Origin of the sequence: Bacillus sp. B1-WWTP-T-0.5-Post-4, from assembly GCF_009183795.1 — a bacterium.
Lineage (GTDB): Bacteria > Bacillota > Bacilli > Bacillales > Bacillaceae_G > Bacillus_A > Bacillus_A cereus.
On sequence record NZ_WEIJ01000005.1, the window covers coordinates 139,222 to 161,693 of the forward strand.

The window sequence follows — 22,472 nt, forward strand, 5'->3', positions numbered from 1 at the left end:
AAGTTTTGTATGAAAGATCTCCATTTAGAAAGAAAAATGGACCCTCAAGTAGCGATTTTGTATGCGACGGTTGCTGATACGTTTAATAGATTGCAAAGGTTAGTCGAAGGTACTGAAGAGAACGAACTATCCTATAAAGGGTCTGAAAATAATGAAAATAGTATTGGGCAGTTACTTCAGCATTTAGCAGTTGTTGATTTACATTGGGTGTATCGTTTCAAGGGAGAAGATGTTCCGCCAGCATTTGAAAATAAATATGGTCCTATGTTAAATGAAGTAGGAGAATTACCAAGTTTAAGAAAAAACACATTGCAAGAGTTAATGCAAGATTATGAAGCAGTGCAAAAATTGTTTTATGAAGAATGTATGAAACTAACAGAAACTGATTTAACGCGGGAAGTTTTGTATGAAAAAGGGGAAACCGCGACAATAAGATGGGGAATATGGCATATAGCAGATCATAATCGGTATCATCAAGCCCATATAAGTCGATTGAAGAAATTATACAGAGAATATAAACTACATATTCTTTAATTTTTTAATGAACGAACGCCCCTAAATAATAATTAAAGGAGGCGTTTGTTTTTATTCGTTCGCTTTTCTTCCCAAGCTATCATTAAATTTTTATGATAATCTTTTGGTTTCTCAATAGAAAACCAGTAAATTGAATGTGCAATAGTTGGTAACCATCTTTTATAGCGGATGCGTATATTTTCATGGTGAGTATAGTGGGGCGAGATTAAAGTAGATTTTGACCCTTGAAAATTTTGACATGTAATGGCCTCGATTTCATACCAATGCACTTTATTCCCATGTAAATCTACTACAATTCCTTCATCATCACTAAAGTGAAATGTAAGTTTGAATGTAGATTTTTCATCGCGTATACTAAAATATATGTCATAGAGATAAAAAATTAAATACAAGGGATTTTACAATGAAAGCAATTGTTATAGGGATACTGGCATCATTTTTCTTTGCCTTTACTTTTGTTTTAAACAGGGCAATGGACTTAGAAGGTGGAAGCTGGATTTGGAGTGCATCATTACGGTATTATTTTATGGTTCCAATGCTATTACTTATTGTTATGTATAGAGGGAACTTAAAGCAACTCTTTCAATATATGAAAAACAATCCGAAAGAATGGTTAGTGTGGAGTATCGTTGGATTTGGTCTCTTTTATGCACCGCTTAGTTTTGCTGGAGCGTTCGGACCAGGTTGGCTCGTTGCATCAACATGGCAAATTACAATCGTTGCAGGGATTTTGTTAACACCATTTTTTGCGGTGGATCCACTACATAAAAAACTTCCGATGAAGGAATTAGTAATGTCGGCCATTATTTTATTCGGTGTCGTTCTCATGCAAGTAGAACATGCTTCTTCATTAGGTATTCGTGAAACCGTTTTATGTGTAGTTCCTGTACTTATTGCAGCATTTGCGTATCCTCTTGGAAATAGAAAAATGATGCAAGTTTGTAAAGGGGAATTAGATGTATTTCAGCGAGTACTCGGTATGACATTAGCAAGTTTACCATTTTGGTTTTTATTATCTGGTTACGAAGTATCAACAGGCGGATTACCGTCAAGTAGCCAAGTTTTTCAATGTTTTATTGTAGCAGTTAGCTCTGGGTTAATCGCGACAGTATTATTTTTCTTTGCAACAGATCTTGTGAAAGATGATCCGCAAAAATTAGCAACAGTGGAAGCGACGCAGTCTGGTGAAGTTTTATTTGCGCTAGTAGGAGAGTTGATCTGGTTATCTGCACCAATTCCATCATCATTATCTTGGATTGGTATGAGTCTCGTTATTATTGGAATGATACTTCATAGTTATGTGGCTGTCGTTGTAAAAAAAGAAGAAAAAATAACGGCGTAATGAGATTAGCTCTTTTTATTAAGAGCTAGTCTTTTTTCATAGAAAGGGATGAAAGTATGAATTTACAGTGTGTTAAACAAATTGAGAAAGATTCAATATTAAATGTGCTACAATATGCCGTCGGTCCAAATGAAATAAGCTTAAAGAAGGCAGTAATATTTTATCAAAGTAATAAAGGGACTTTGTACAAATATGAAGAAAAAGCTTGTCTAGGTATTGAAATAATCGGAGAAACTAAAGCACGCATATGTCATATAGCAGTGGCTCCAGATTATCGTCAAAAAGGAATTGCACTGCAAATGATTAAAGAAGTGGTAAGGATATATCAATTGACTTATATAGAAGCGGAGACAGACGATGGGGCGGTAGAATTTTATAAAAGAATTGGTTTTCAAGTTAAAAGTTTAGGAGAAAAATATCCAGGGATAGAAAGATTTCATTGTTACATGGAAAAATAGTATAAAAATATGCATATGGAGTATAGTTTGAAAAAATAGGATTTACATTTTTCTTCATTTCAAAAAAACTCTCGCTCATCATTATCTACGATTTTAATAGAGTTTTGAGGCTTCAGTATAATAATATACATATTTTTGTAGTAATGAATATGATTAAGTTAAAAATTAAGAAAAATATGATAATATATTTATATAAAAGTTTAAATTTACGTGGCTAGTGGGGGAACCAATATGAAAATGAATGAAATAGTAGCAAGTACACAATTTCCAAATACAATCGAAACAATAACAAAAGATTTAAAAGCATTAGGAGTCGAAAAAGGAATGACAATTATCGTTCATTCATCACTAAGTTCTATCGGGTGGATATCTGGTGGTGCCGTTGCTGTAGTAGAAGCATTAATGAAAGTTGTTACGGAAGAAGGAACGATAATAATGCCAACGCAATCTTCGGATTTGTCCGATCCGAAACATTGGTCAAGACCACCTGTACCGGAAGACTGGTGGCAAATTATCCGAGATAACGTCCCAGCATTTGATTCACGTATAACCCCAACAAGGGGAATGGGTGAAATAGTTGAATGTTTTCGTACATATCCGAATGTAGTACGTAGTAATCATCCGTTAGGAAGTTTTGCTGCATGGGGAAAACATGCAGTAGAAATAACAATGAACCATTCGTTATCAATGAGCTTTGGAGAAGAATCTCCATTAAGAAAAATATATGATTTAGACGGGTACGTATTATTAATTGGTGTTGGATATGATTCCAATACGTCTGTTCATTTATCCGAGGTGCGTTCTGGTGCATGTGAGTTAATACAAGTAGGAGCACCTATTATAGAAAACGGTGAAAGAGTGTGGAAAGAGTTTGTTGAAATGGATTACGAATCTGAGAAGTTTGTAGAAATTGGTGTGGAGTTTGAGCGAAAAGGAACTGTAAAAAATGGGAAGATAGGGAATGCAACGTGTCGTCTAATGAAACAGCGTGATATAGTTGACTTTGGAACAGAATGGTTTCGTAAGAAAAATTAGTAAGGGATGGTTACAATGAAGGGGAAAAAGGTATTAATTACGAGCGGTGGTTGTCTAGAAAAATGGGATCAAGTACGCGGGCATACGAATATGGCCAAAGGTACAATCGGAAGGATAATCGCAGAAGAACTTCTAGCTAAAGGGGCACATGTTATATATTTACACGGTTATTTTGCGGAGAAACCGAGTGATATACATAGAGGGTTAGAATTACATCCATTTGAAGGAATCGTTGATTTACAAGATAAAATGAAAAGTATCATATCACATGAAAAGGTTGATGCAGTCATTATGGCAGCAGCTGGATCAGATTGGATTGTAGAGAAAATTTGTGATCAAGATGGTAATGTTCTTAATATGAACGGAAAAATTTCAAGTGATATAGCACCGATTATTCACTTTCAAAAGGCTCCAAAGGTATTAAAACAAATAAAAGAATGGGACCCAGAAACAGTACTTGTTGGTTTTAAACTTGAAAGTGATTTAAATGAAGAAGAACTGTTTGAAAGAGCAAAAAATAGAATGAAAGAAGCAAGGGCGAATGTAATGATTGCGAATTCACCACATTCTTTATATTCGCGCGGGGCTGTGCATTATGTAATTGGACAGGATGGTAAAGGGAAGTTGTGTAATGGGAAAGATGAAACAGCGAAAGAAATTGTCAAAAGCTTAGAGGTATTATGTAATCGTGTCACTGCTTTTTAAAATTAAGTTTTTAGATGAGAATGAATCCGCATAGTATAAGTAAGCGAAACTTTAATTGGTGGGAATTTTACTTTTACACGAATGTGAAGCGTATACCAATCAAGAGCTATACACAGAATAATTGGTGAGGAGTGGATTCTATGGAACATTTATTAAAGCAAGCTATTAAACTTAGAAATGAAAAGAAATATGCGCAGTCTAAAGAGATGCTTATAGGATTAACAAACTTTACAAAGGATGCAGAAGTACTGTATCAGTGTGCGTGGATACATGATGTAATGGGGCTAGAAACAGAAGCAGTTCCGTATTATGAGCAGGCAATCGCAAATGGACTTGATGGCGAATCGCTTTGCGGTGCTTATATTGGTTTAGGAAGTACATATCGTTGTATAGGGGAATATGAAAAGGCAATTACAGTATTAGAAGCTGGGGTGAAAAAATTCCCAGAGAACGCTCCAATGAAAGTATTTTTATCATTAGCAAAATATAACGTAAACGATCACGAATCAGCGATGAAATTATTACTTGAAACTGTCGTGAAAGTAGAGGAAGTAAAAGAATTTGAACGTGCCATTTCATTTTATAAAGACCATTTAAATGAGGTTTTTAAATAAAGGAGTGAACGTATGAAGGTTACACTATCACGAAGGCGAAAAGGTACTTGGATTGGACTCGTCTCTTTAATTATGCTATCAAACTATTTATTGTATGCCCTTCCAATTGTATCAGTTGCGCCGAAAGAAGTTGTGCTTGGGTCATTATTAGATTGCATGTTTGTCATTCCAATCATCACGTATTTCTTCATTATTCGAAAAAGATACTCGTTAACATATATAGTTCCTGTTGTAATAGCTGGTTATATTTTTGCAAGATTTATTATTCCAAGTGACTATTTACAAGCTTTTTCATTCATCTCTTATATTATTGTTGCGGCTGAAATTGCATTTGTAGGTTTAGAATTATTCCTTCTCTATAAAATTGTTAGAGTGCTTCCTAAAATAATAAAAAAATATAAAGAATATAGAAGAGAAAATTATTCCTTTTCTTATGCAATTGATGCAGCGTTTGACGCTACTATGAAAAGAGGTAAGTTAATAGATGTCATTCTAACAGAGTGTAAGTTAATCTATTATGCGTTTTTATCGTGGCGTGAAAAAGTACCAACAGGTAAATCTGTATACTCATATCATAAAAAGACTGGTGCTATAGGTGTGTATATCATGATTATTCACGCAACAGCAATTGAAAGCATTGGTTTTCATTATTTACTACATCAGTGGAATCCAGTAATAGCATGGATTTTACTTATTTTAAATGTATACGCGATGATTTATTTTATAGCTGAAATACAAGCGATGCGCAAAAATCCACTTGTCGTAACAGAAGAACAAGTAATCATTCAAATCGGATTAGGAAAGAAAATTGTTATGCCATTTACACAAATTGATAATATTGCGTTCTACAAGGGTGAATTGCTAACGGCAAAAGAAGGGAGACAGGTATTGGATGCAACTGTTATGGAGTTCATAAAAGAACCTGCTACTTTTGAAATAACATTAAAAGAGCCAGTGAAAGCGCAGTTGTTATACGGCTTTTCTAAAACAGTAAGTCGTGTTTACTTAAATGTTGATGAAGAACGAAAATTTTATGGTGCGGTTAAGGAAAAGTTAAAACATGAGTAATAGTACTGTTAGTTGCATAAAAACAAATGAGCTTCCGTTAGAAGTGAAAAAATATGAAACATGGATAGTGAAAAACTCTTTCTAAATAAGAAGGAGTTTTTATTATGTATTTGTATAAATCATTATATAAAAAACTATATACTTCTTTATTACTACATAAATGGATATAATTGAGGATAGAACTAGCATAAGGGGAAACAAAATAATGAATAAGTTACTTACATCGAAAATTGAAATTATAGAAAGAAAAATCCGGTATAACTCAACAATAGTAGATCACAATTGCTTATTACTTGAAAAGCAATCACAAAGTATCGTTTTATTTCACGAGGTGCAGTATTCATTTACAATGACTGCAAATGATACTAAGTTAATAATCCCAAAAGGGAGTTATACAATCGCATATTACTGGAAAGATCGTCCGTACAATTTATACGTATGGAGAGATATAAAAGGAAAGTATTTAGGTTCCTATTTTAATATCGTAAAAAACACACAAATAAAAGATGAAGTGGTTTCCTTTGAAGATTTAATCATCGATATTATGGTACTTCCAAATGGAGAATACTTCATATTGGATGAGGATGAATTACCAGAACCATTAGGAAATTTCGAAGGTGGTTATGTGAAGAAAGCTCTTTATGGATTAAAAGAAATCATTCAAAAAGAGCTGCCACCAATAGTTTTGGAGACAGCCAGGGTGCAGAGGAAATAAAATTTAATTACATAAATATTTTGAATGGGAATGAGTAGTCTCAAGTTATATGATCTAACTTTTTTAATAAATCTAAGGTTAGTAGCATATCTCTTGAGATTACTCTTTTTTTGTAGAAATTTCGTCGCTTAGTTATTAAATCGATTTTAAATTTATGAAATAATATTGACTGAATCAAGTTCAGTCGTTTATGATTGAATCAGATTCAGTCGTGGTGAAAACATTGTAGGAGATGACGTATGAAAAGAATATCAAAAGAACCAGATGTAAGACGCCAAGAGTTAATGGATATTGGTTTTGAACTATATATGAAAAATGGTATGAAAGGATTTGGCATAAAAGATGTTGTGAATCATGCAGGTGTAGCAACGGGCTTATTTTATTATTACTTCAAGTCTAAAGAGAATTTTGTTGATGAAGTTTTAAATGACTTTATTGTGAAAAATATGGAGTTAATTGAAGAAATACTTATTTCAAATGAACGGTCTGTCATGCAAAAGATGAAAGATTCACTAGATATATTTTGGACATTTATTGAAAAGTTAGCACCCTATAAAAATGTGAGTTCGTTTCAGACGGAACAACATTTTCAACTGGAACAGAAATTATTCGCACGTATGCAACCGTTAATTAGACAAGTAATTGAAGAGGGAGTGAAAACAGGGATTTTTTATACTGATAACTCATTATTAGCTTCTGGGTTTATTTTATACGGTCTTAGCAGTATTGCTCATTCAGAAGTAAAGTTGAATCTAGATACAAAACAAGAAATGGTTAATTTAGTATTAACTACACTACGATACAATCAAAAGGAAGGAGAGAGTATATGAAGATTATTATCGATGGAAATAATATCTCACAAGAGCAACTTATAAAATGGAAAAGAGAACGGATAAAAAAAGTATTATATATATTAGGACATAAAGAGTCTGAAATAAATGATACAGACGTCATGATAAAACAGCTAACGGAAATAAAGTTGCGATATACATACAATGAAATGTACGAAAAGTTGAAATCAAAACTTAGATTAAGTGCAATAGGTATGCGTATCTGTACTCTTTTATCTGGCGATAGACGAAAATTTTCAAAAACTAGTATTTATTTAGACGGGATTACAGCAGAAGAAGCCATACATGGAATTGATAGTTTGATGCTTGAACAATCACGTGAAAATAACAAAGTGAATTTATCTGCTTGTCCTGATCACTATGTACTAAGGCCCTTTGGGGAAAATGAATTAGAGGTTATCGAAACTACTGGTAATTCTCCGTTTCCAGTTCAATTTTTCATTGTTTTTGGTGACGAAACTGGATTGAAAACACCAAGAGATAAATCTTATCAATATCAATCAACAGGTGTTGCACGTATGAAAGATGGTACTACTATTGGTGGAGTTCGACATCAATTTAAAGATACTGATACAGGGATAGAAGTAAGTCTAGTTGTTGAGTTCCCAGCCCTTTGTCCTAATAGTCTAATTAAATCCCATCAAATGCATTTAGCGTGTGAGTTTTCTTATTGGTTACAGTGGATTAAAGATCAGAAAAAATAGTAAGTAAACGATATCGTTAAAATAAACAAAAGTAAAATGTTCAAACAAATCATATGTATGTTTTAATAAAACCCAGTTGACTTATCGGAAATATTTGTATAATATGTACTTAATTCCATAACGTATTGCTGATTGGAGAAACCGAAGGCATTTTATCTATTGATAAAATGCCTTTGGTTTTTTTATTGCATAAATACTGAATCTGTTCATTTATATGAATCATTTCAAGGAGGCGAAGAAGTGACTGTTTCAATTGATGGAGTATCAAAATATTTTTCGAAACAAACTGCTACGGTTCAAGTATTAGAGAATATTAATTTTCAATTAGAAAAAGGGGATTTCGTTACAGTAATTGGTCCGAGTGGTTGCGGAAAAAGTACATTACTAAAAATCATTGCAGGTTTAGACAGCGATTTTGAAGGTGAGATCACTATTGATAGGGAGCGTATAACAAAACCGAGTAAGAAGCAAGGATTTATATTTCAAGAGCATCGATTGTTTCCATGGCTTACAGTGGAAGAAAATATTGCAGCTGATTTGTCGTTAAAAGATAAGTATGTGAAAGATAAGGTGAGAGAATGGGTTGAAATCGTTCGGTTAGATGGCTTTGAAAAATCGTATCCGAAAGAAATTTCAGGCGGGATGTCACAACGTGTTGCGATAGCGAGAGCGTTATTAAGAGATCCAAATGTATTATTACTTGATGAACCTTTTGGAGCGCTGGATGCTTTTACTCGAAGTCATTTACAAGAAGTATTGCTAAATATTTGGGAGCAGAAGAAAACAACAATGATATTCGTTACACATGATATAGACGAAGCGATATATCTTTCAAACCGAATCATCATTATGAGTGCAAAACCAGGGAAAATACATAAAGTGATTGAAAATAATTTGCCTTATCCGCGAAATAAAACTTCTCAATCGTTCCAACAACTTCGAACGAAAGTATTACAGCAGTTTGAATATGGAGGGTTGATTCAAACAAGTATATAGGAAAAGGGTGATTTTATATGTATAAAAAATTTAAAATTCTTTCTTTTGCTTTAGCTATATCAGTATGTTTATTAGGATGTGAAAAAAGTACAGCAAGTAGTAAGAAAGAAGATGTAACAATACAAATTGGTATACAGCAAGGGTTAAGCCCGCTATTACTAGCAAAGAAAAAGGGGTGGTTTGAAGAGGAGTTTAAAAAAGAAGGAGTTAAAGTGAAATGGACAGAGTTCCAAAGTGGACCTCCTTATTTTGAAGCAATCGCATCAAACCGATTAGACTTTGGTGAAGTAGGGAATTCTCCAGTCATTTCAGCGCAAGCAGCAGGTATTGGATTTACCGAAATCGCCAATACAAGTTATGCAAGAAAAGGAACTGGAATTCTCGTTCAAAAAGATAGCAAAATTGCGAGTGTAAAAGAGTTAAAAGGTAAAAAAATTGCAGTAGCAAAAGGAAGTAGTGCCTTTAATTTATTGTATCGAGCACTTGATAAAGAAGGGATTGATGCAAAAGAGGTAAATGTCATTCAATTACAACCAGATGAAGCGCAGCCTGCATTCGAATCAGGATCAGTAGATGCATGGGCGATTTGGGACCCTTTCATATCATTACATACGTTAAATAAAGGTGCGAAGGTGATTGCAGACGGTGAAACATTAAATGTCTCTTCGCCAGAATTTTTAATTACGAGAACAAAATTTGCGAAAGAACATCCAGAATTAGTTGAGAAATTCCTCGAAGTTTATGAGAAAGTACGTGTATGGCAAGATGCTAACTTAGATGAAGCAATAAAAGTATATACTTCTGTAAAAAAGATAGATGCGGAGATCGTAAAAGAAGTGTTTAATCACGACAAACCAATTTTAGTTCCGGTAACGAAGGAAATAATAGCAGAACAACAAAAGACAGCGGATTTTCAATATAAGCTCGGTTCTATAAAGAAAGAAATTAAGGCGGAAAAAGTTGTAGATAATTCTTTCGTAGAAAAAGCATTGAAAGCGAAGTGAAAAGAGGTTTTGTAAAGTGGAAAATACGAAAGCTGTTATGAAACCAGCGAGTATAACGATTGAGAAAAACAGCGTTAAGAATGTGCGAAAGTTAAATGTAAAAGTTTTAGTAAGGGCGATTACTATACCGGTTATTATATTAATAATTTGGCAGTTAGCTGGCGTATTCGGTCTTGTTTCTAAAACAGTTTTACCAACACCATTAGATATTTTTCTAGCTTTCCAAGAGCTTATTAAAACAGGAGAGTTATTCGGCCATTTAAGTATTAGTGTATTCAGGGCTGCGGCTGGTTTCTTTATTGGTGGGGGCTTAGGAATCATTTTAGGAACGATTGTTGGATTTTCAACGAGAAGTGAGCAATATTTAGATCCATCTGTGCAAATGTTAAGAACTGTACCTCATCTAGCTGTTGCGCCACTTTTCGTATTATGGTTCGGTTTTGGTGAAACATCGAAAGTGTTATTAATTGCAGATGGTGCATTTTTTCCTTTATACGTAAACGCATTTTTAGGTATTAGAGGTGTGGATTCAAAGTTATTTGATGTTGCGAGAGTGTTAGAGTTTAGCAAAAGAAAACTAATTACGAAACTCATTTTACCATCTGCATTGCCTAACCTTTTACTAGGAGCAAGGTTATCGTTAGGTGTTGCATGGGTGAGTTTAGTAGTAGCAGAACTTATGGGATCTACAGAAGGTATTGGTTATATGATTATGGATGCAAGGCAATTTTCAAATACAGATATCGTATTTGTCGGCATAATTATCTTTGCATTTGTTGGGAAGTTTTCTGACTCTCTAGTACGTTTACTAGAAGTGAAGTTTTTAAGATGGCGAGATAATTTTAAAGGTGAGACTGGGAATTAACATATAAATTATTAGGGGTAATTTATATAGAATGTGTTAGTATACGTTTCAAAATAAATAAGGGGTGTGTAAAGGTATGGAATTATTATGGTTTATTCCGGCTTATGGAGATGGTCGATATTTAGGAACGACAAAACGAGGAAGAGCAGCTGAATATGGTTATTATAAGCAAGTTGCTGCGGCAGCTGATTATTTAGGATATACGGGTGTTTTACTTCCAACTGGTCAAGGATGTGAAGACCCTTGGGTGTTAGCTTCAGCTCTTGCTGCTGAAACAGAAAAACTAAAATTTTTAGTAGCAGTGAGGCCAGGACTAATGTCACCTACAGTTGCAGCGAGGATGGCATCTACATTTGATAGAATTTCAGATGGGAGATTGCTTATTAATGTAGTAGCTGGAGGAGATCCAGTTGAACTACAAGGAGATGGATTATATCTTGATCATGATGAAAGATATGAAGCAGCGGATGAATTTTTAAAAGTTTGGAAATCGACATTGCAAGGTAAAACGATCTCTTTAGAAGGAAAACATATTAAAGTTACAGATAGTAAAGTTGTATTCCCACCAGTTCAAACGCCATATCCTCCTATATATTTCGGAGGATCATCAGCTGCTGGAAAAGAAGTAGCAGCTGAACATAGTGATGTATATTTAACGTGGGGAGAGCCGCCAGAGCAAGTGAAAGAGAAAATAGAAGAAGTAAGAAAACTTGCAGAAGAGAAGGGGCGTACAGTACGATTTGGCATTAGATTACACGTAATTGTAAGAGAGATAGAAGAAGAAGCATGGGAAGAGGCCGAACGTTTAATTCAATATGTGGATAATGAAACAATTGAGCTTGCTCAAAAGACATTTGCAAGATATGATTCGGTTGGTCAAAAACGGATGACACATTTAAATAAAGGTACGAGAGAGTCGTTAGAGATAAGCCCTAATTTATGGGCTGGAATCGGACTTGTAAGAGGTGGGGCAGGTACTGCACTTGTAGGCGATCCGCATACAGTAGCAGAAAGGATAAAAGAATATGAATCGTTAGGAATTGATACGTTTGTTTTATCAGGATATCCGCATTTAGAAGAAGCGTATGAAGTGGCAGAATTGTTATTCCCATTATTGAAAGACAAGAAGAAAGAAGAAAATAAAATTGTTGGTGAAATGATTGCTGATGCATATGCATTAAAAAGATAGTGAGAAATAAAGTTTCACTTATTTATTGCTTCATTTTGTTTACTGCCTGTTAATACGGGATAAAAAATCCGCAAGTTATTCGCTTGCGGGTTTTCATCGTAAATTATTAGAAAATATGGTAAAATTAAAGGGTAACTTAAGGTGCGGTTGGTTGTTCAATTATCACTTCTCCGAGTAGGAGGGGGGTGATAATACGTGAGTGAAATAGCGTTGCTACTGCAAGGTGGACTGTTTCTCGTTGCATTGTTAACGTTCGTCGTCGTTTTAATAGACAAGCTCAAAAAATAACAACCCACCTATGCCTATAGAATGTGGGTTGTTTTGTTTGTAAGAAACAAATAGGATAAATGAACAATCCAATCTGCTAAGTTACGTGGACTAGTGTGTAGCCGCACACTAGTCTTTTTTATTTATATACAATTTATAATTGGTTTATGTGATTGTATTGTTCTTTTCATACTCATTATAACACAGTGTCTTTTCATCAAGAAAGGAGACCGTATGTTCTGGTCACTATTATATAGTAGGTGCTTTTTCTTTAAACAGCCCATCCATATACTGTTTTAAACTTTGGACATAAAATTTCTGTGTATTCACATTATTTACACCGACAATGGGTGATGGAAGGTCAAATCTTTTTTCTGATAAATGAACGACAACATCAAAGATGTCAAACAAGCGAATGAAGCAAAACAGACCGTCTTTATCGCTAAGTAAAATAAAGTAATGATTTTCACTACTTGTATTTAGCGTATTCCATAAAGAACTTTTGCTTAAATCACGTACAATGCTTTTTTCTTTTAGTTCCACGAAATCTGCATTTGAGAGAATGGTAGAAATATCAATTGCATCTTGATCTTCAAAGTAGCCATCAACTGCTTGTACAGCGAATGTATAAGCCATTTTTAATATACTCATTTTATATTTACGGTTATCTAATAGTAATTCACGTTGAATAGAACTCGCTACTTTCGTTACACGTTCCTCTTTCCAAATTTCATTATGTAAGGAAATATCGTGCTTTTTACATAGTTTCATAATTAATGCATTAGAATAAAGAATTTCGTCGCTTACTTCGACAACATCAGTCTCAGCAGCCGCAAGTTCCTCACCGTGCTCATTCGTATAGAGTGGGGAATCAATTTGTCTTTTCATTTGTTCAATCTTAAATTGACTCAATTTATGCCTAATTAAAGGACGATCAATATTTGTTGTCATTTGTTCATGACAAGTATCACAAATTGAGTTTGTGAAATAATATCCACATAATATTTCTGGAATGACATATTGTTCACTAAGTTCTTTCGTATCTTTTCTGCAAATGATGCATTGTGTCATTTTTATCACCTTTACCTGCAAATTTGTATGTAATCTCATTGTAGTGTATTTATCGGTATTTTGGAATATTGTAAAGGAAAATATTATGTGAAATTCATACTTATTTTGGTACAATGAAGAGAAGTGCTAGTTTAAAGGAGGCCATTTTTTTGAAATCAAAAGTGCACTTTTGGACATTAGAAGTGCTAATGGTTGTAGGAATCATATTTATTTGCACAAAAATATCATTTTTATTTCAACCGATTGGTATCTTCATATCAACATTATTTTTCCCAATCTTAATCGCGCTTTTTTTATACTTCATATTTAATCCTGTATTAATCTTTTTGGAGAATAAAAAAGTACCTAGAAATTTAGCGATATTGCTGTTATATCTTTTTATCATAACATTAACTGCGGTTGGCGTTGGAGTAGTTGTTCCTACGATTTCACAACAGCTAATGGACTTAGTAAAAAATATGCCAGGCTACATAAAAGAGGGAAAAGTATACATACAAGAATTATCACATCATAGGTTGTTTGAATGGTTATCTACACAAAACTACGTTTCCATTGAAACAATTGAAAAAAATGCGATTGAATACTTAAAAGATATACCAAATACAATTACGTCGAGTGCAACGGCTTTATTTGGTATTATCACGAACGTTGCATTAGTTGTATTTACTGTACCGTTCATTTTATTTTACATGTTTAAAGATGGACATGCCTTTCCAGGAAAAGCGGTAAGTTTATTACCAGAGTCTTACCGTGAAGAGGGGCTTCGTATCATTAAGGAAACGAACGAAACATTATCTGCATATATTCAAGGGCAAGCGCTCGTTTGTATATTTGTAGGTGCGTTTACTTTTATCGGTTATTTAATTATCGATTTACCGTACGCTTTCGTTTTAGGAATTATCGCAGCATTTACAAACATCATTCCTAACTTAGGTCCATTTATCGGGGCAGCACCAGCTGTTATTGTAGGACTGTTCGTATCTCCGATGCAAGCCTTATACGTAATTATTATCGTAACAATTGTACAACAGTTTGAAAGTAATATTATTTCACCACGTATTATGAGCTCGAAATTAAACATCCACCCATTAACAATTATTATCCTAATTTTAGGGGTAGGAAACTTTGCTGGAATCATCGGAATGATTTTAGCAGTACCAGTTTATGCAGTAACAAAAACAGTTGTTTCGAACTTAGTGAGATTGTTTAAGACGAAGAGAAGTAACCGAAAATAGTAAAAACTGAGGAAGATACACCGCTTTTTAAGTGGTGTATCTTTTGTTTATAAATAAATAATTAAAAGCGGGTTGATTTGATTTTATTATATATTTTTTATACATCAAATTCAGTGATAAACTTGTGTGATATAAGCTCTATAAAACTATGTGGAATCCCTCTGAACTATCCAAATCATTTCCTTACAGCGTGCTATCAACATCATAATCGACTCCTTTCAATTCTATATAGTTAAACGATTAAAGGTGAGTGTAGTACTTGCTTCTACGATCTCGAATTTCATCAATAACTTGTTTATATTGTCTTTCTTGTTTTAATTCATTTTGAGATATTGTTTCTTTTTGAATCGTAATCGTTAAAAAGAAAAGGTGAAACTTCATATGTGAATTCCTCCTTTCGAATTGGAATTACAGATGACTACAGTAATGACTTTGTCTTTCTTTTACAGAATTCATAGCCTGATTAATTTGTCGTTCATGAAGCATTTCAGACTCAGAAAATTTATTTCTTTGAATGGTAATGGTTAAAAAGAATACTTTAAATTTCATAAAATAATTGCCCCTTTATAAATGATTTAGAAAAAACGAGTGTAATAAGAAATTATAGGTGACTACAGTAATGACTTTGTCTTTCTTTTACAGAATCCATAGCCTGATTAATTTGTCGCTCATGAAGCATTTCAGACTCGGAAAATTTATTTTTTTGAATGGTAATGGTTAAAAAGAATACTTTAAATTTCATAAAATAATTACCCCTTTATAAGTGATTTAGAAAAGACGAGTGTAATAAGAAGATTGACGCTCTTTTACTTCGTCCATAATATTTTGAATGTGTTGTTCACGTAAAATCTCTTTCTGTGAGAGCTTACGTTTTTGAATAGTGATTGTTAAAAAGAATGCTTTAAATTTCATGAATATATTACCCCTTTAAAATATATTTTTAATACATTTGAGTGTAGTATGAACTTTTAATGTCAGTTATTTTATCAGTCAGTTGTTTTAACTGTTGTTTACGATTGATTTCAGTTTCAGATAAAGTATTTTTTTGAAGTGCAGTCGTAAAAAAGAAAATATGAAAAGTCATAAATGAATTCCTCCTTTCGAAAAGGAATTACAGGTGATCACAGTAAAGTGCTTGGCGCTCCTTAACATCATTCATAGCTTTTTCAATTTGCTCATTATGAAGAATTTCATCTTTGGAAATTGTATTTCTTTGAATCGTAATACTTAAAAACAATACGCTAATAGTCATTGAATGTTGCTCCTTTCTTAGAAAAATAATGTAAGAGACTAAAAAATCGCGCAAAAAAACCACAGGAAGATACAGTTCTCCTATGGCTGGGCGTGAAAAAGCCACAGGAAAGTATACGACCTCCTGTGGCGAATTTATGAATTAAATGAAATAAAGTACGATTTTCAATTCTCCATTAGGGTGGTCGAATTCATATTTAATTGTCCAGAAAACACAGGTGCAGTTAACGCTAAAGTTAATGCATGTAATTGTAATTTCATCATTTCCTTCGACCTCCTTTTAGAATTTTTTTCTTACGTTAGTAAGTATATACAATTAATGGATAATTGTAAACATAAAAAATGAAAATTTTTAATTTTGATTAAAATGCGTATATTTAAAAAGGGATTTGAAAGTAAATATTGTAATTAACGAAATATCGATAAAAATGGGGGATGCTAAATGAAATATATGCATCATAACATGATCGTTATGCTAACAATTTTTTTATTCATTGCGGCTTGTTCTAACGGAGAAAGAATAAAAGATATATATGATGTTAGGTCAGATGATTTTAAGAAATATACTGGGACATACGTTGGTAATAATTCAGATGTGGTTGCAATTGTTAATCATTTACCCGGTGGTGGAACAGTTCAAAGTATAAGTTTAGAAAAGTTTGGCGGGAAAATAATAATCATGCTATATGAAAACTTCTCATTTGAGAAGTTTTTTTATTTTTATAGGTAAGCAAAACAAGTTGTTGAAGGGCAGGCTATCATAGAATATGATACATATTATAATGAGGAAAAGTTGAGGGGATAAAAATGCGTACAATTTTACTTTTTCTAAACAACATGTCCATCGATAAAATAGAGAACATTAGACATAAACATGATCCTTTAGTTGGATTAATTCCACCGCATATAACAATCGTATTCCCATTTGAAAGTTCGATTTCAAATGATGAGCTGAAATTACATATTATAAATGTATCAAAACCGATACAGAATATAGAAATTGAATTTACGAATCAAATTACAAGTGAAAGAGAATATTTGTTTTTACGAGTTGAAAAGGGGAAAGAACAAATAGAGGAACTACATAATATTCTATATACAGGACCTTTATTACAATTTTTGAAAGAAGACATTCCGTACATCCCGCATGTAACAGTCGGAAGAAAAGAAAGTGCCGAATTAGCTGCTGAAGTAGTGAAGGAGATTCCTAGTTTTCATGGGAAGTTAAATTGTTTGATTGATAGAATAAGCGTGGAGCGAATTGGAGAGAACGGGGAATCAATTATTGAATTTGAAGTGCCATTTCTAAAAAGCTGACAAAAGTCAGCTTTTTATTTCGTAGCATGAAGTAATGCACCAATTGCACCGCTATTACCACCATCTTGTAAAAAGATTGGTGTTTTATTTTGATATTCGGTGTAGCTACTAATAATATGTTGAAGTTGTACGTTATTACATAAAGTCGAACCAATATAAATAATATGTTCAATGTTTTTTGTTTCAGCGAATTGAAGGCTTAATGCAGTAACGACTTCACCGACAAGTCCTTGTACAGTAGCTAGTATATCGGAGCTACTATTATTTGATTCTGTAATGGCTGCTTTTCCGAAGTTACTAGCAGTTAAGTTATTATCGATAGGGGAAAGAATACCACCATAAATATCTCCAACCGTAATATCTAGTTCTTTTCTAGATCCTACTTTTGTTAGAGGTATTATATCTTCAAAATGATCTATATTTGTTAACAATTTTGAGAGTCCCATAATAGTCCCACCGCCAACTCCGGTTCCACCAGCGCGAATATATTGTTCATTATAAACATAATGGATAGAAGTACCTGTACCGATATTGGTTAAAATAAAATTGTTTATAGTATGTTGTTCTTCTTTTAATATGAATTGGACACCTGCAAGAGTAGCTTCAAATTCGCTTAGCTCTATTATTTTATATGAACCTGTAAGCAGTTGCTGTAATAGTTTCGATTTACCACCCGTAATACATATTTGTTTTATGCCATTGTTGTTTTTAATCCAATCTATTATTTTATGTTGTTCATGCGAATAAAATTTTTCAAAAGTTAATAGCTTTTTTTTGTTAAAATAAGCTATTTTCGTTAATGTGCCTCCAGCATCGATACCGATAGTACGTTCCATTTTCCTGCTCCTAACTACGTAATATATTTTCCTATTTACTTAATTGGTTGAGAATAGATATTTCCAACTGATATAAGGAACATTTTAATCTGCTTGATATATTAATAGTTTTTCTATAGTTACAATAGGCTGGTCGTTTACAGTTGCAATACCTTTACCAAGAACAAAACCTCGGCGATTGCGCGTTAGCTCATAATGTAAATCAAGTTTATCACCGGAATATGCTTTTCCGTGGAATTCAATTCCATCTAAAGAGGAGAGGAATCCTAGTCCTTCAGAATCACTTGTATGTACAAATGCACTAAGCTGAGCAAGTGCTTCTACAATTAACATATGAGGCATATGTTTGTGACTATCATTTATAAACCATTCGTTATTTGTAATGAGTTTATATCCTGTAACGAATTCATCTTGTTTTACATTTGTTACTTTATCAATCATTAAAAATGGATAACGATGGGGAAGTGTGTCTTTAATATGCATATGAAAGTACCTCCAATTAATAATACCCCTGCTAAAGTTAAGCAGGGGAGTCGGAATTAATTTTTAACTAATTCATTTACTTTTTCAAGAACGAAAATGCCGCTATTTCTAATGTTTTCAACAACTTGTTGCAACACTTCTTTATCTTGAACGAGTGCAATACGTACGAAGCCTTCTCCGTGAGGTCCAAATGCATGACCAGGTGTAACAACGACATTCGCACGATCCATTAATGCATAAGCGAAGTCTAGAGAAGTCCACCCTTGTGGAATTTCTGCCCAGACAAACATACTACCAGCTGGCTTATCGACATTCCAGCCAAATGTTCGGAATCCATCGACTAAAGTATCTCTCCGTTCTTGATAAATATTGCGGTTTTTCTCACAAAATGCAGCGCCATTTCTTAGTGCTGCAGATGCCGCTTTTTGAATTGGTAAAAATACACCGTAATCGGTATTAGATTTAAATTGAGTAAGTGCACGAACAATTTCTTCGTTTCCAATCATATATCCAATACGGCTACCCGCTAAACTATAACTTTTTGACAAAGAATTGATTTCTACACCAACTTCTTTAGCACCAGGTACAGAGAGGAAGCTAATTGGCTTATTACCATCGAAATAAAATTCAGCATAAGCAAAATCATGGACAACGATAATATTATGCTTTTTCGCGAATGCGATTACTTCTTTAAAGAAATCTTCATGAGCCATTGCTGGAACGGGATTCCCTGGGAAGTTTAAAATCATCATCTTTGCTTGATCGGCAATTTCTTTAGGGATGACTTCTAAGTCTGGTAAGAAATCATTCTCTTTCTTTAAAGGCATGTAGTAAGATGTTGCACCAGCCATTTGAATACCTGTTTCATAAGCTGTATATCCTGGATCAGGAACTAATATAATATCACCTGGATTTGCATAAACCATAGGTAAATGAACGAGCCCGTCTTGTGAACCCATTAATAATAAAACTTCTTTATCCGCATTTAATAAAACGTTATGAGTGTTGTTGTAATATTCAGTTACAGCTTCGTGAAATTCTTGAATACCTGATAATGTATACCCGTAGCTCTCTTTCTCACTCGCTGTATGTACCATTGTTTCTCTTACAAAATCAGCGGGCGGCATATCAGGATTTCCGATGCTCAAATCAATCATGTTATGACCTGCTGCAATTTTTTCTTTTTTATAGGCTCCTAATTCACTAAATATAGAAGATTGGAATGCTTTCATTCTAGTTGCTAACGTGTAAGTCATCAAAACCCCTCCTAAAACAGTGCTTTCATTCTGCGTTTTTAATTATTCTGAAAACACATGTTTATATTTTATCATTTTTTTATGAAAATTAAAACGATTGACAAATTTAGAGGAAGGATTAGCCTATTTTGAAAAGTATCGATGTAAATAGCGTAGATGTGTTAATTGAAATGTCTATTATAGGATTCATTTTATATAACTTAAGGTATTTTCTAGTTTTTATTAAGTATATTTCTCATGTTTTGAATGAAAAAGAATACGAAAACAAGGGCTGTTTTTGTGGCCGATTTCTAAAGTGAAATAACGCAGAAAATATTTTCTGCGTCTCCTCTGAAATGTAATCATTTCTTTTTATATGTGCATAATTTTTCGGCTGTCAAAAAGTATACATTTAATGTACCGTCGGCAACTTTTAAAGTTTGGTCCGATGTAAATGAATTACCATAATCAATGTGATATACATTAGAATTTTTGACAAATGAGCCTTTATATAAATCGTCTTTATTCTTTGTTGTCTGCATTTCTACTAAATTTTGCACAATTTCCTCTTTATTTTCTTTTTTGACAACTGTTTCAAATTTATAATATACAGGGCATTCACCTTTTTTATTGTCAACGACTTCCCAAGAACCGGATATATCGTTATTGCTGCATCCACTAAGTAGGATGATTAGTATAGGAATTGTAAGTAGAACCTTTTTCATTTTGTGCTCCTTTCTTTTAAATTTGAATAAACGTGCGAATACGATAGGGATATTATAATAAATAAAGTTTAAATTTTTTTAAAGAATTATTTAATTTCATATAAAAATTTAAGAGAAATTAAATAAGCATGAATCTAGTGTAAAGTCAGATTCATGCTAGTACTATAGCCTATGTTATGTCTTTTTTGAGGATAAATAAAGAGGAAAGCAGAATCACTATTCCATTTAATATATATACGCTTGCGATCATAAAGGCTAACGTACCTGCGCCAAATCCTGCTTTATCGAATATAGAAGCAAATGTTGCGATAGTCAAAAAAATAATGGGAGTCAGTAGTAAAAATATGAAACCTGCCACGATTCTTTTTTAAAACTATGTCCAGATAAGGAAATGGCTAAAAAGTTTAGGATGCTAAACAGAGCAATTGCAAAGAGCAGGACAATAAATACTTCGATGCCATCAGACATTTTACCACTCCTTTTATAAAGAGTACTTTTTATAATCTATTCGAAATAAAAGGGGGATACTCCTTTAGGTAATTTCAATAAACGTAATAAATAGGCGTATTATAAAACAAAGAAGTATGGATTCAATATTAGACCCATACTTCTTTGTTTATTTTATAAATTTGCAGATTGCGAATGCTGTTTTTCATAATGTTTCTGCTTAGAAAGGGAAATAGAAATAATCAATAATGAAACGACCCCAAAGATGAGAACCATATATTGTAACCCAATTGTATCTAAGAAGAAGCCTGTGCCAAGTAAGACGATTTGGAACATAACCCTCTCAAACATATTACGGAATGAGAAGAGGCGACCGTGATAACTTTTTTCCACTTTCGTTTGGAAAATCGTCGACATAATAGGGAAGAAGCAGCCAACACTAAACCCAAACAAACCAAATGATGTAAGAGCCATCCATTTTATATCGCTAAAGAACAATGACAGATGTGCAAAAGCAGTACAAACTGCGAAGAAATATAGTAATTTTTCAGGTTTGAAATGATCAGATAGACGTTTAATTACGAAGGCACCTAACATAAATGCGACACCTTCAATTGTATATATGAACCCTTTAATCGTAGGATCATGTTGCATTTCGCTAATGTTAATAACCATTAAATTAAACCCAGCTATAAATAATAGAGGGATGATACTTAATATAAGTGCTGTAAAAGCAATAGGAATTCCTTTTAAAATACGAAATACTTCCATAAAGCTATTATCTTTTGCAGCTTGTTTACTTGGTGTTGTTGATTTCTTGTCTTCGAATTGTAGGAAGAAAGTCGAGAGGAATAATAAGGCGTATGCTGCCATTGAGAAGGCATACATGTACTGTAAACTCATCACAACTAAAAGAATTCCACCTAGTGAAGTGCCTGCAATACGAGCAATTGTACCAACATTCATATGTACACCGTTCATTTGTAATAACTCATGCTCACGTACGATGAGTGGAATTACAGATTGTAATGCAGGGAAATAAAATGCTGCTGAAATTTGAAGAGCAACCATAAATGCGATCATAAATGCGATACTTTCAAATTGAATAGCAAAAAACATGAAAATAACACTTAAAACTCGACCAAACCCAGCGTAAAGAAGAACTTTTTTCTTTTCATACTGATCGATGACACGGCCAGCCATAGGTCCAACTAGAACACCGGCTAATAGTCCGATAAATAATATAACTGATTTCATGAAATCAGAAGGGACATATTTTTGCATAAATTCAAGGTTGCCAAGAATACCAAGCCATAATCCTAGACCTGCAATAAACTCCCCAATTAAAACAATCCAAACGTTTTTATTACGCCACATAACATTAAAACCTCTCCGTCTTTTAAAATGAAAAACTCGTATATAAAACCTTCTTATTTATGTATTCTTTTCATACGAACTTTTTTAGAGTCAGAGTCTATATTACGTGTTTCATAATTGGATTTCAATCTTTTTGATTGGTCAAAAA

The 22,472-nt window shown here is 33.3% G+C and carries 30 protein-coding genes and 2 pseudogenes; 18 read left to right on the forward strand and 14 right to left on the reverse strand.

Annotation, left to right across the window (positions count from 1 at the left end; genetic code table 11):
* The first annotated feature begins 9 nt into the window (after positions 1-9).
* Positions 10-534, forward strand: coding sequence for a DinB family protein (locus tag GBN91_RS17265; protein ID WP_048534728.1), 525 nt, complete (start codon positions 10-12; stop codon positions 532-534).
* Positions 535-566: 32 nt separating this feature from the next.
* Here the strand turns inward: GBN91_RS17265 and GBN91_RS17270 are convergent, their stop codons facing one another.
* Positions 567-926, reverse strand: coding sequence for a hypothetical protein (locus GBN91_RS17270; RefSeq protein WP_226800165.1), 360 nt, complete (start codon positions 924-926; stop codon positions 567-569).
* Positions 927-937: 11 nt separating this feature from the next.
* On the opposite strand from GBN91_RS17270, the gene GBN91_RS17275 reads away from it, so the two are divergent.
* The 14 genes from GBN91_RS17275 to GBN91_RS29270 all read left to right on the forward strand — a co-directional run bounded on the left by GBN91_RS17275 (position 938) and on the right by GBN91_RS29270 (position 12,368).
* Positions 938-1,876: a DMT family transporter gene (locus GBN91_RS17275; RefSeq protein ID WP_000644585.1), complete on the forward strand. Its 939-nt coding sequence runs from the start codon at positions 938-940 to the stop codon at positions 1,874-1,876.
* Positions 1,877-1,932: 56 nt separating this feature from the next.
* Positions 1,933-2,334: a GNAT family N-acetyltransferase gene (locus tag GBN91_RS17280; protein WP_001053115.1), complete on the forward strand. Its 402-nt coding sequence runs from the start codon at positions 1,933-1,935 to the stop codon at positions 2,332-2,334.
* Between the two features lie 231 nt (positions 2,335-2,565).
* Positions 2,566-3,369, forward strand: coding sequence for an AAC(3) family N-acetyltransferase (locus GBN91_RS17285; RefSeq protein ID WP_000783346.1), 804 nt, complete (start codon positions 2,566-2,568; stop codon positions 3,367-3,369).
* Positions 3,370-3,384: 15 nt separating this feature from the next.
* A complete protein-coding gene (locus tag GBN91_RS17290) occupies positions 3,385-4,074 on the forward strand; it encodes a phosphopantothenoylcysteine decarboxylase domain-containing protein (RefSeq protein ID WP_000676721.1) in 690 nt (229 codons plus the stop codon).
* A gap of 140 nt (positions 4,075-4,214) precedes the next feature.
* The gene (locus GBN91_RS17295; RefSeq protein ID WP_000400636.1) at positions 4,215-4,688 is read left to right on the forward strand and encodes a tetratricopeptide repeat protein; all 474 of its coding nucleotides are present in this window, start codon (positions 4,215-4,217) and stop codon (positions 4,686-4,688) included.
* Between the two features lie 12 nt (positions 4,689-4,700).
* Positions 4,701-5,756 carry a hypothetical protein gene (locus tag GBN91_RS17300; RefSeq protein ID WP_059303724.1) on the forward strand — a complete coding sequence of 352 codons (1,056 nt, stop codon included), beginning with the start codon at positions 4,701-4,703 and terminating at the stop codon, positions 5,754-5,756.
* 205 nt (positions 5,757-5,961) lie between these two features.
* On the forward strand, positions 5,962-6,471 hold the full coding sequence (locus GBN91_RS17305; protein ID WP_001037874.1) for a ribonuclease FAU-1 family protein: 510 nt from the start codon (positions 5,962-5,964) through the stop codon (positions 6,469-6,471).
* Between the two features lie 239 nt (positions 6,472-6,710).
* The gene (locus GBN91_RS17310) at positions 6,711-7,301 is read left to right on the forward strand and encodes a TetR/AcrR family transcriptional regulator (protein ID WP_000822633.1); all 591 of its coding nucleotides are present in this window, start codon (positions 6,711-6,713) and stop codon (positions 7,299-7,301) included.
* A complete protein-coding gene (locus tag GBN91_RS17315; protein ID WP_000691333.1) occupies positions 7,298-8,026 on the forward strand; it encodes a hypothetical protein in 729 nt (242 codons plus the stop codon). The genes GBN91_RS17310 and GBN91_RS17315 overlap by 4 nt, the downstream gene beginning before the upstream one ends.
* 312 nt (positions 8,027-8,338) lie before the next feature.
* Positions 8,339-9,022, forward strand: a complete 684-nt coding sequence (locus GBN91_RS17320; RefSeq protein ID WP_406909033.1) for an ABC transporter ATP-binding protein — start codon at positions 8,339-8,341, stop codon at positions 9,020-9,022.
* A gap of 17 nt (positions 9,023-9,039) precedes the next feature.
* Complete coding sequence (locus tag GBN91_RS17325) at positions 9,040-10,026, forward strand: aliphatic sulfonate ABC transporter substrate-binding protein (protein ID WP_152121856.1); 987 nt, start codon at positions 9,040-9,042, stop codon at positions 10,024-10,026.
* 16 nt (positions 10,027-10,042) lie between these two features.
* Positions 10,043-10,891, forward strand: a complete 849-nt coding sequence (locus GBN91_RS17330; RefSeq protein WP_000432131.1) for an ABC transporter permease — start codon at positions 10,043-10,045, stop codon at positions 10,889-10,891.
* Positions 10,892-10,967: 76 nt separating this feature from the next.
* Complete coding sequence (ssuD, locus tag GBN91_RS17335; RefSeq protein WP_152121858.1) at positions 10,968-12,080, forward strand: FMNH2-dependent alkanesulfonate monooxygenase; 1,113 nt, start codon at positions 10,968-10,970, stop codon at positions 12,078-12,080.
* Positions 12,081-12,275: 195 nt separating this feature from the next.
* Positions 12,276-12,368, forward strand: coding sequence for a putative holin-like toxin (locus GBN91_RS29270; protein ID WP_001289320.1), 93 nt, complete (start codon positions 12,276-12,278; stop codon positions 12,366-12,368).
* Between the two features lie 228 nt (positions 12,369-12,596).
* On the opposite strand, the gene GBN91_RS17340 is transcribed toward GBN91_RS29270, so the two are convergent.
* The gene (locus tag GBN91_RS17340; RefSeq protein ID WP_000189709.1) at positions 12,597-13,418 is read right to left on the reverse strand and encodes an HNH endonuclease; all 822 of its coding nucleotides are present in this window, start codon (positions 13,416-13,418) and stop codon (positions 12,597-12,599) included.
* Between the two features lie 149 nt (positions 13,419-13,567).
* Between GBN91_RS17340 and GBN91_RS17345 the strand changes: the two genes are divergently transcribed.
* Complete coding sequence (locus GBN91_RS17345) at positions 13,568-14,653, forward strand: AI-2E family transporter (RefSeq protein ID WP_000837892.1); 1,086 nt, start codon at positions 13,568-13,570, stop codon at positions 14,651-14,653.
* Between the two features lie 240 nt (positions 14,654-14,893).
* Here GBN91_RS17345 and GBN91_RS17350 read toward each other — a convergent pair whose 3' ends face one another.
* The 6 genes from GBN91_RS17350 to GBN91_RS17375 are packed head-to-tail and all read right to left on the reverse strand — an operon-like array spanning position 14,894 to position 15,905.
* Positions 14,894-15,034, reverse strand: coding sequence for a YrzI family small protein (locus GBN91_RS17350; RefSeq protein ID WP_000668497.1), 141 nt, complete (start codon positions 15,032-15,034; stop codon positions 14,894-14,896).
* Between the two features lie 27 nt (positions 15,035-15,061).
* Positions 15,062-15,202, reverse strand: a complete 141-nt coding sequence (locus GBN91_RS17355) for a YrzI family small protein (RefSeq protein WP_000669816.1) — start codon at positions 15,200-15,202, stop codon at positions 15,062-15,064.
* A gap of 52 nt (positions 15,203-15,254) precedes the next feature.
* Positions 15,255-15,395: a YrzI family small protein gene (locus GBN91_RS17360; RefSeq protein WP_000669805.1), complete on the reverse strand. Its 141-nt coding sequence runs from the start codon at positions 15,393-15,395 to the stop codon at positions 15,255-15,257.
* 26 nt (positions 15,396-15,421) lie between these two features.
* Positions 15,422-15,565 (reverse strand): YrzI family small protein, encoded by a 144-nt coding sequence (locus GBN91_RS17365; RefSeq protein ID WP_000668963.1) that lies wholly within the window; start codon positions 15,563-15,565, stop codon positions 15,422-15,424.
* Positions 15,566-15,593: 28 nt separating this feature from the next.
* On the reverse strand, positions 15,594-15,737 hold the full coding sequence (locus GBN91_RS17370) for a YrzI family small protein (protein ID WP_000142708.1): 144 nt from the start codon (positions 15,735-15,737) through the stop codon (positions 15,594-15,596).
* A gap of 27 nt (positions 15,738-15,764) precedes the next feature.
* Entirely contained in the window at positions 15,765-15,905 is a 141-nt protein-coding gene (locus tag GBN91_RS17375) for a YrzI family small protein (protein WP_000156193.1), read from the reverse strand.
* A gap of 441 nt (positions 15,906-16,346) precedes the next feature.
* Between GBN91_RS17375 and GBN91_RS17380 the strand changes: the two are divergent.
* Together GBN91_RS17380 and GBN91_RS17385 are read left to right on the forward strand one after the other, a co-directional pair.
* Positions 16,347-16,577: pseudogene (locus GBN91_RS17380) on the forward strand (DUF4825 domain-containing protein); the annotation flags it as partial.
* Positions 16,578-16,711: 134 nt separating this feature from the next.
* Positions 16,712-17,221: a 2'-5' RNA ligase family protein gene (locus tag GBN91_RS17385; RefSeq protein ID WP_001259210.1), complete on the forward strand. Its 510-nt coding sequence runs from the start codon at positions 16,712-16,714 to the stop codon at positions 17,219-17,221.
* Between the two features lie 14 nt (positions 17,222-17,235).
* Here GBN91_RS17385 and coaW read toward each other — a convergent pair whose 3' ends face one another.
* The 6 genes and pseudogenes from coaW to GBN91_RS17415 form a co-directional block, all read right to left on the reverse strand.
* Complete coding sequence (gene coaW / locus GBN91_RS17390; RefSeq protein ID WP_000442501.1) at positions 17,236-18,057, reverse strand: type II pantothenate kinase; 822 nt, start codon at positions 18,055-18,057, stop codon at positions 17,236-17,238.
* Between the two features lie 84 nt (positions 18,058-18,141).
* Entirely contained in the window at positions 18,142-18,540 is a 399-nt protein-coding gene (locus GBN91_RS17395; RefSeq protein WP_000547648.1) for a 3-hydroxyacyl-ACP dehydratase FabZ family protein, read from the reverse strand.
* Between the two features lie 56 nt (positions 18,541-18,596).
* On the reverse strand, positions 18,597-19,796 hold the full coding sequence (locus GBN91_RS17400) for an LL-diaminopimelate aminotransferase (RefSeq protein ID WP_000222701.1): 1,200 nt from the start codon (positions 19,794-19,796) through the stop codon (positions 18,597-18,599).
* Positions 19,797-20,137: 341 nt separating this feature from the next.
* A complete protein-coding gene (locus tag GBN91_RS17405) occupies positions 20,138-20,500 on the reverse strand; it encodes a hypothetical protein (protein WP_152121861.1) in 363 nt (120 codons plus the stop codon).
* Between the two features lie 169 nt (positions 20,501-20,669).
* Positions 20,670-20,968 (reverse strand): annotated as a pseudogene (locus GBN91_RS17410) (hypothetical protein).
* Between the two features lie 153 nt (positions 20,969-21,121).
* Positions 21,122-22,324, reverse strand: a complete 1,203-nt coding sequence (locus GBN91_RS17415) for an MFS transporter (protein ID WP_000269261.1) — start codon at positions 22,322-22,324, stop codon at positions 21,122-21,124.
* Positions 22,325-22,472 lie beyond the last annotated feature (148 nt).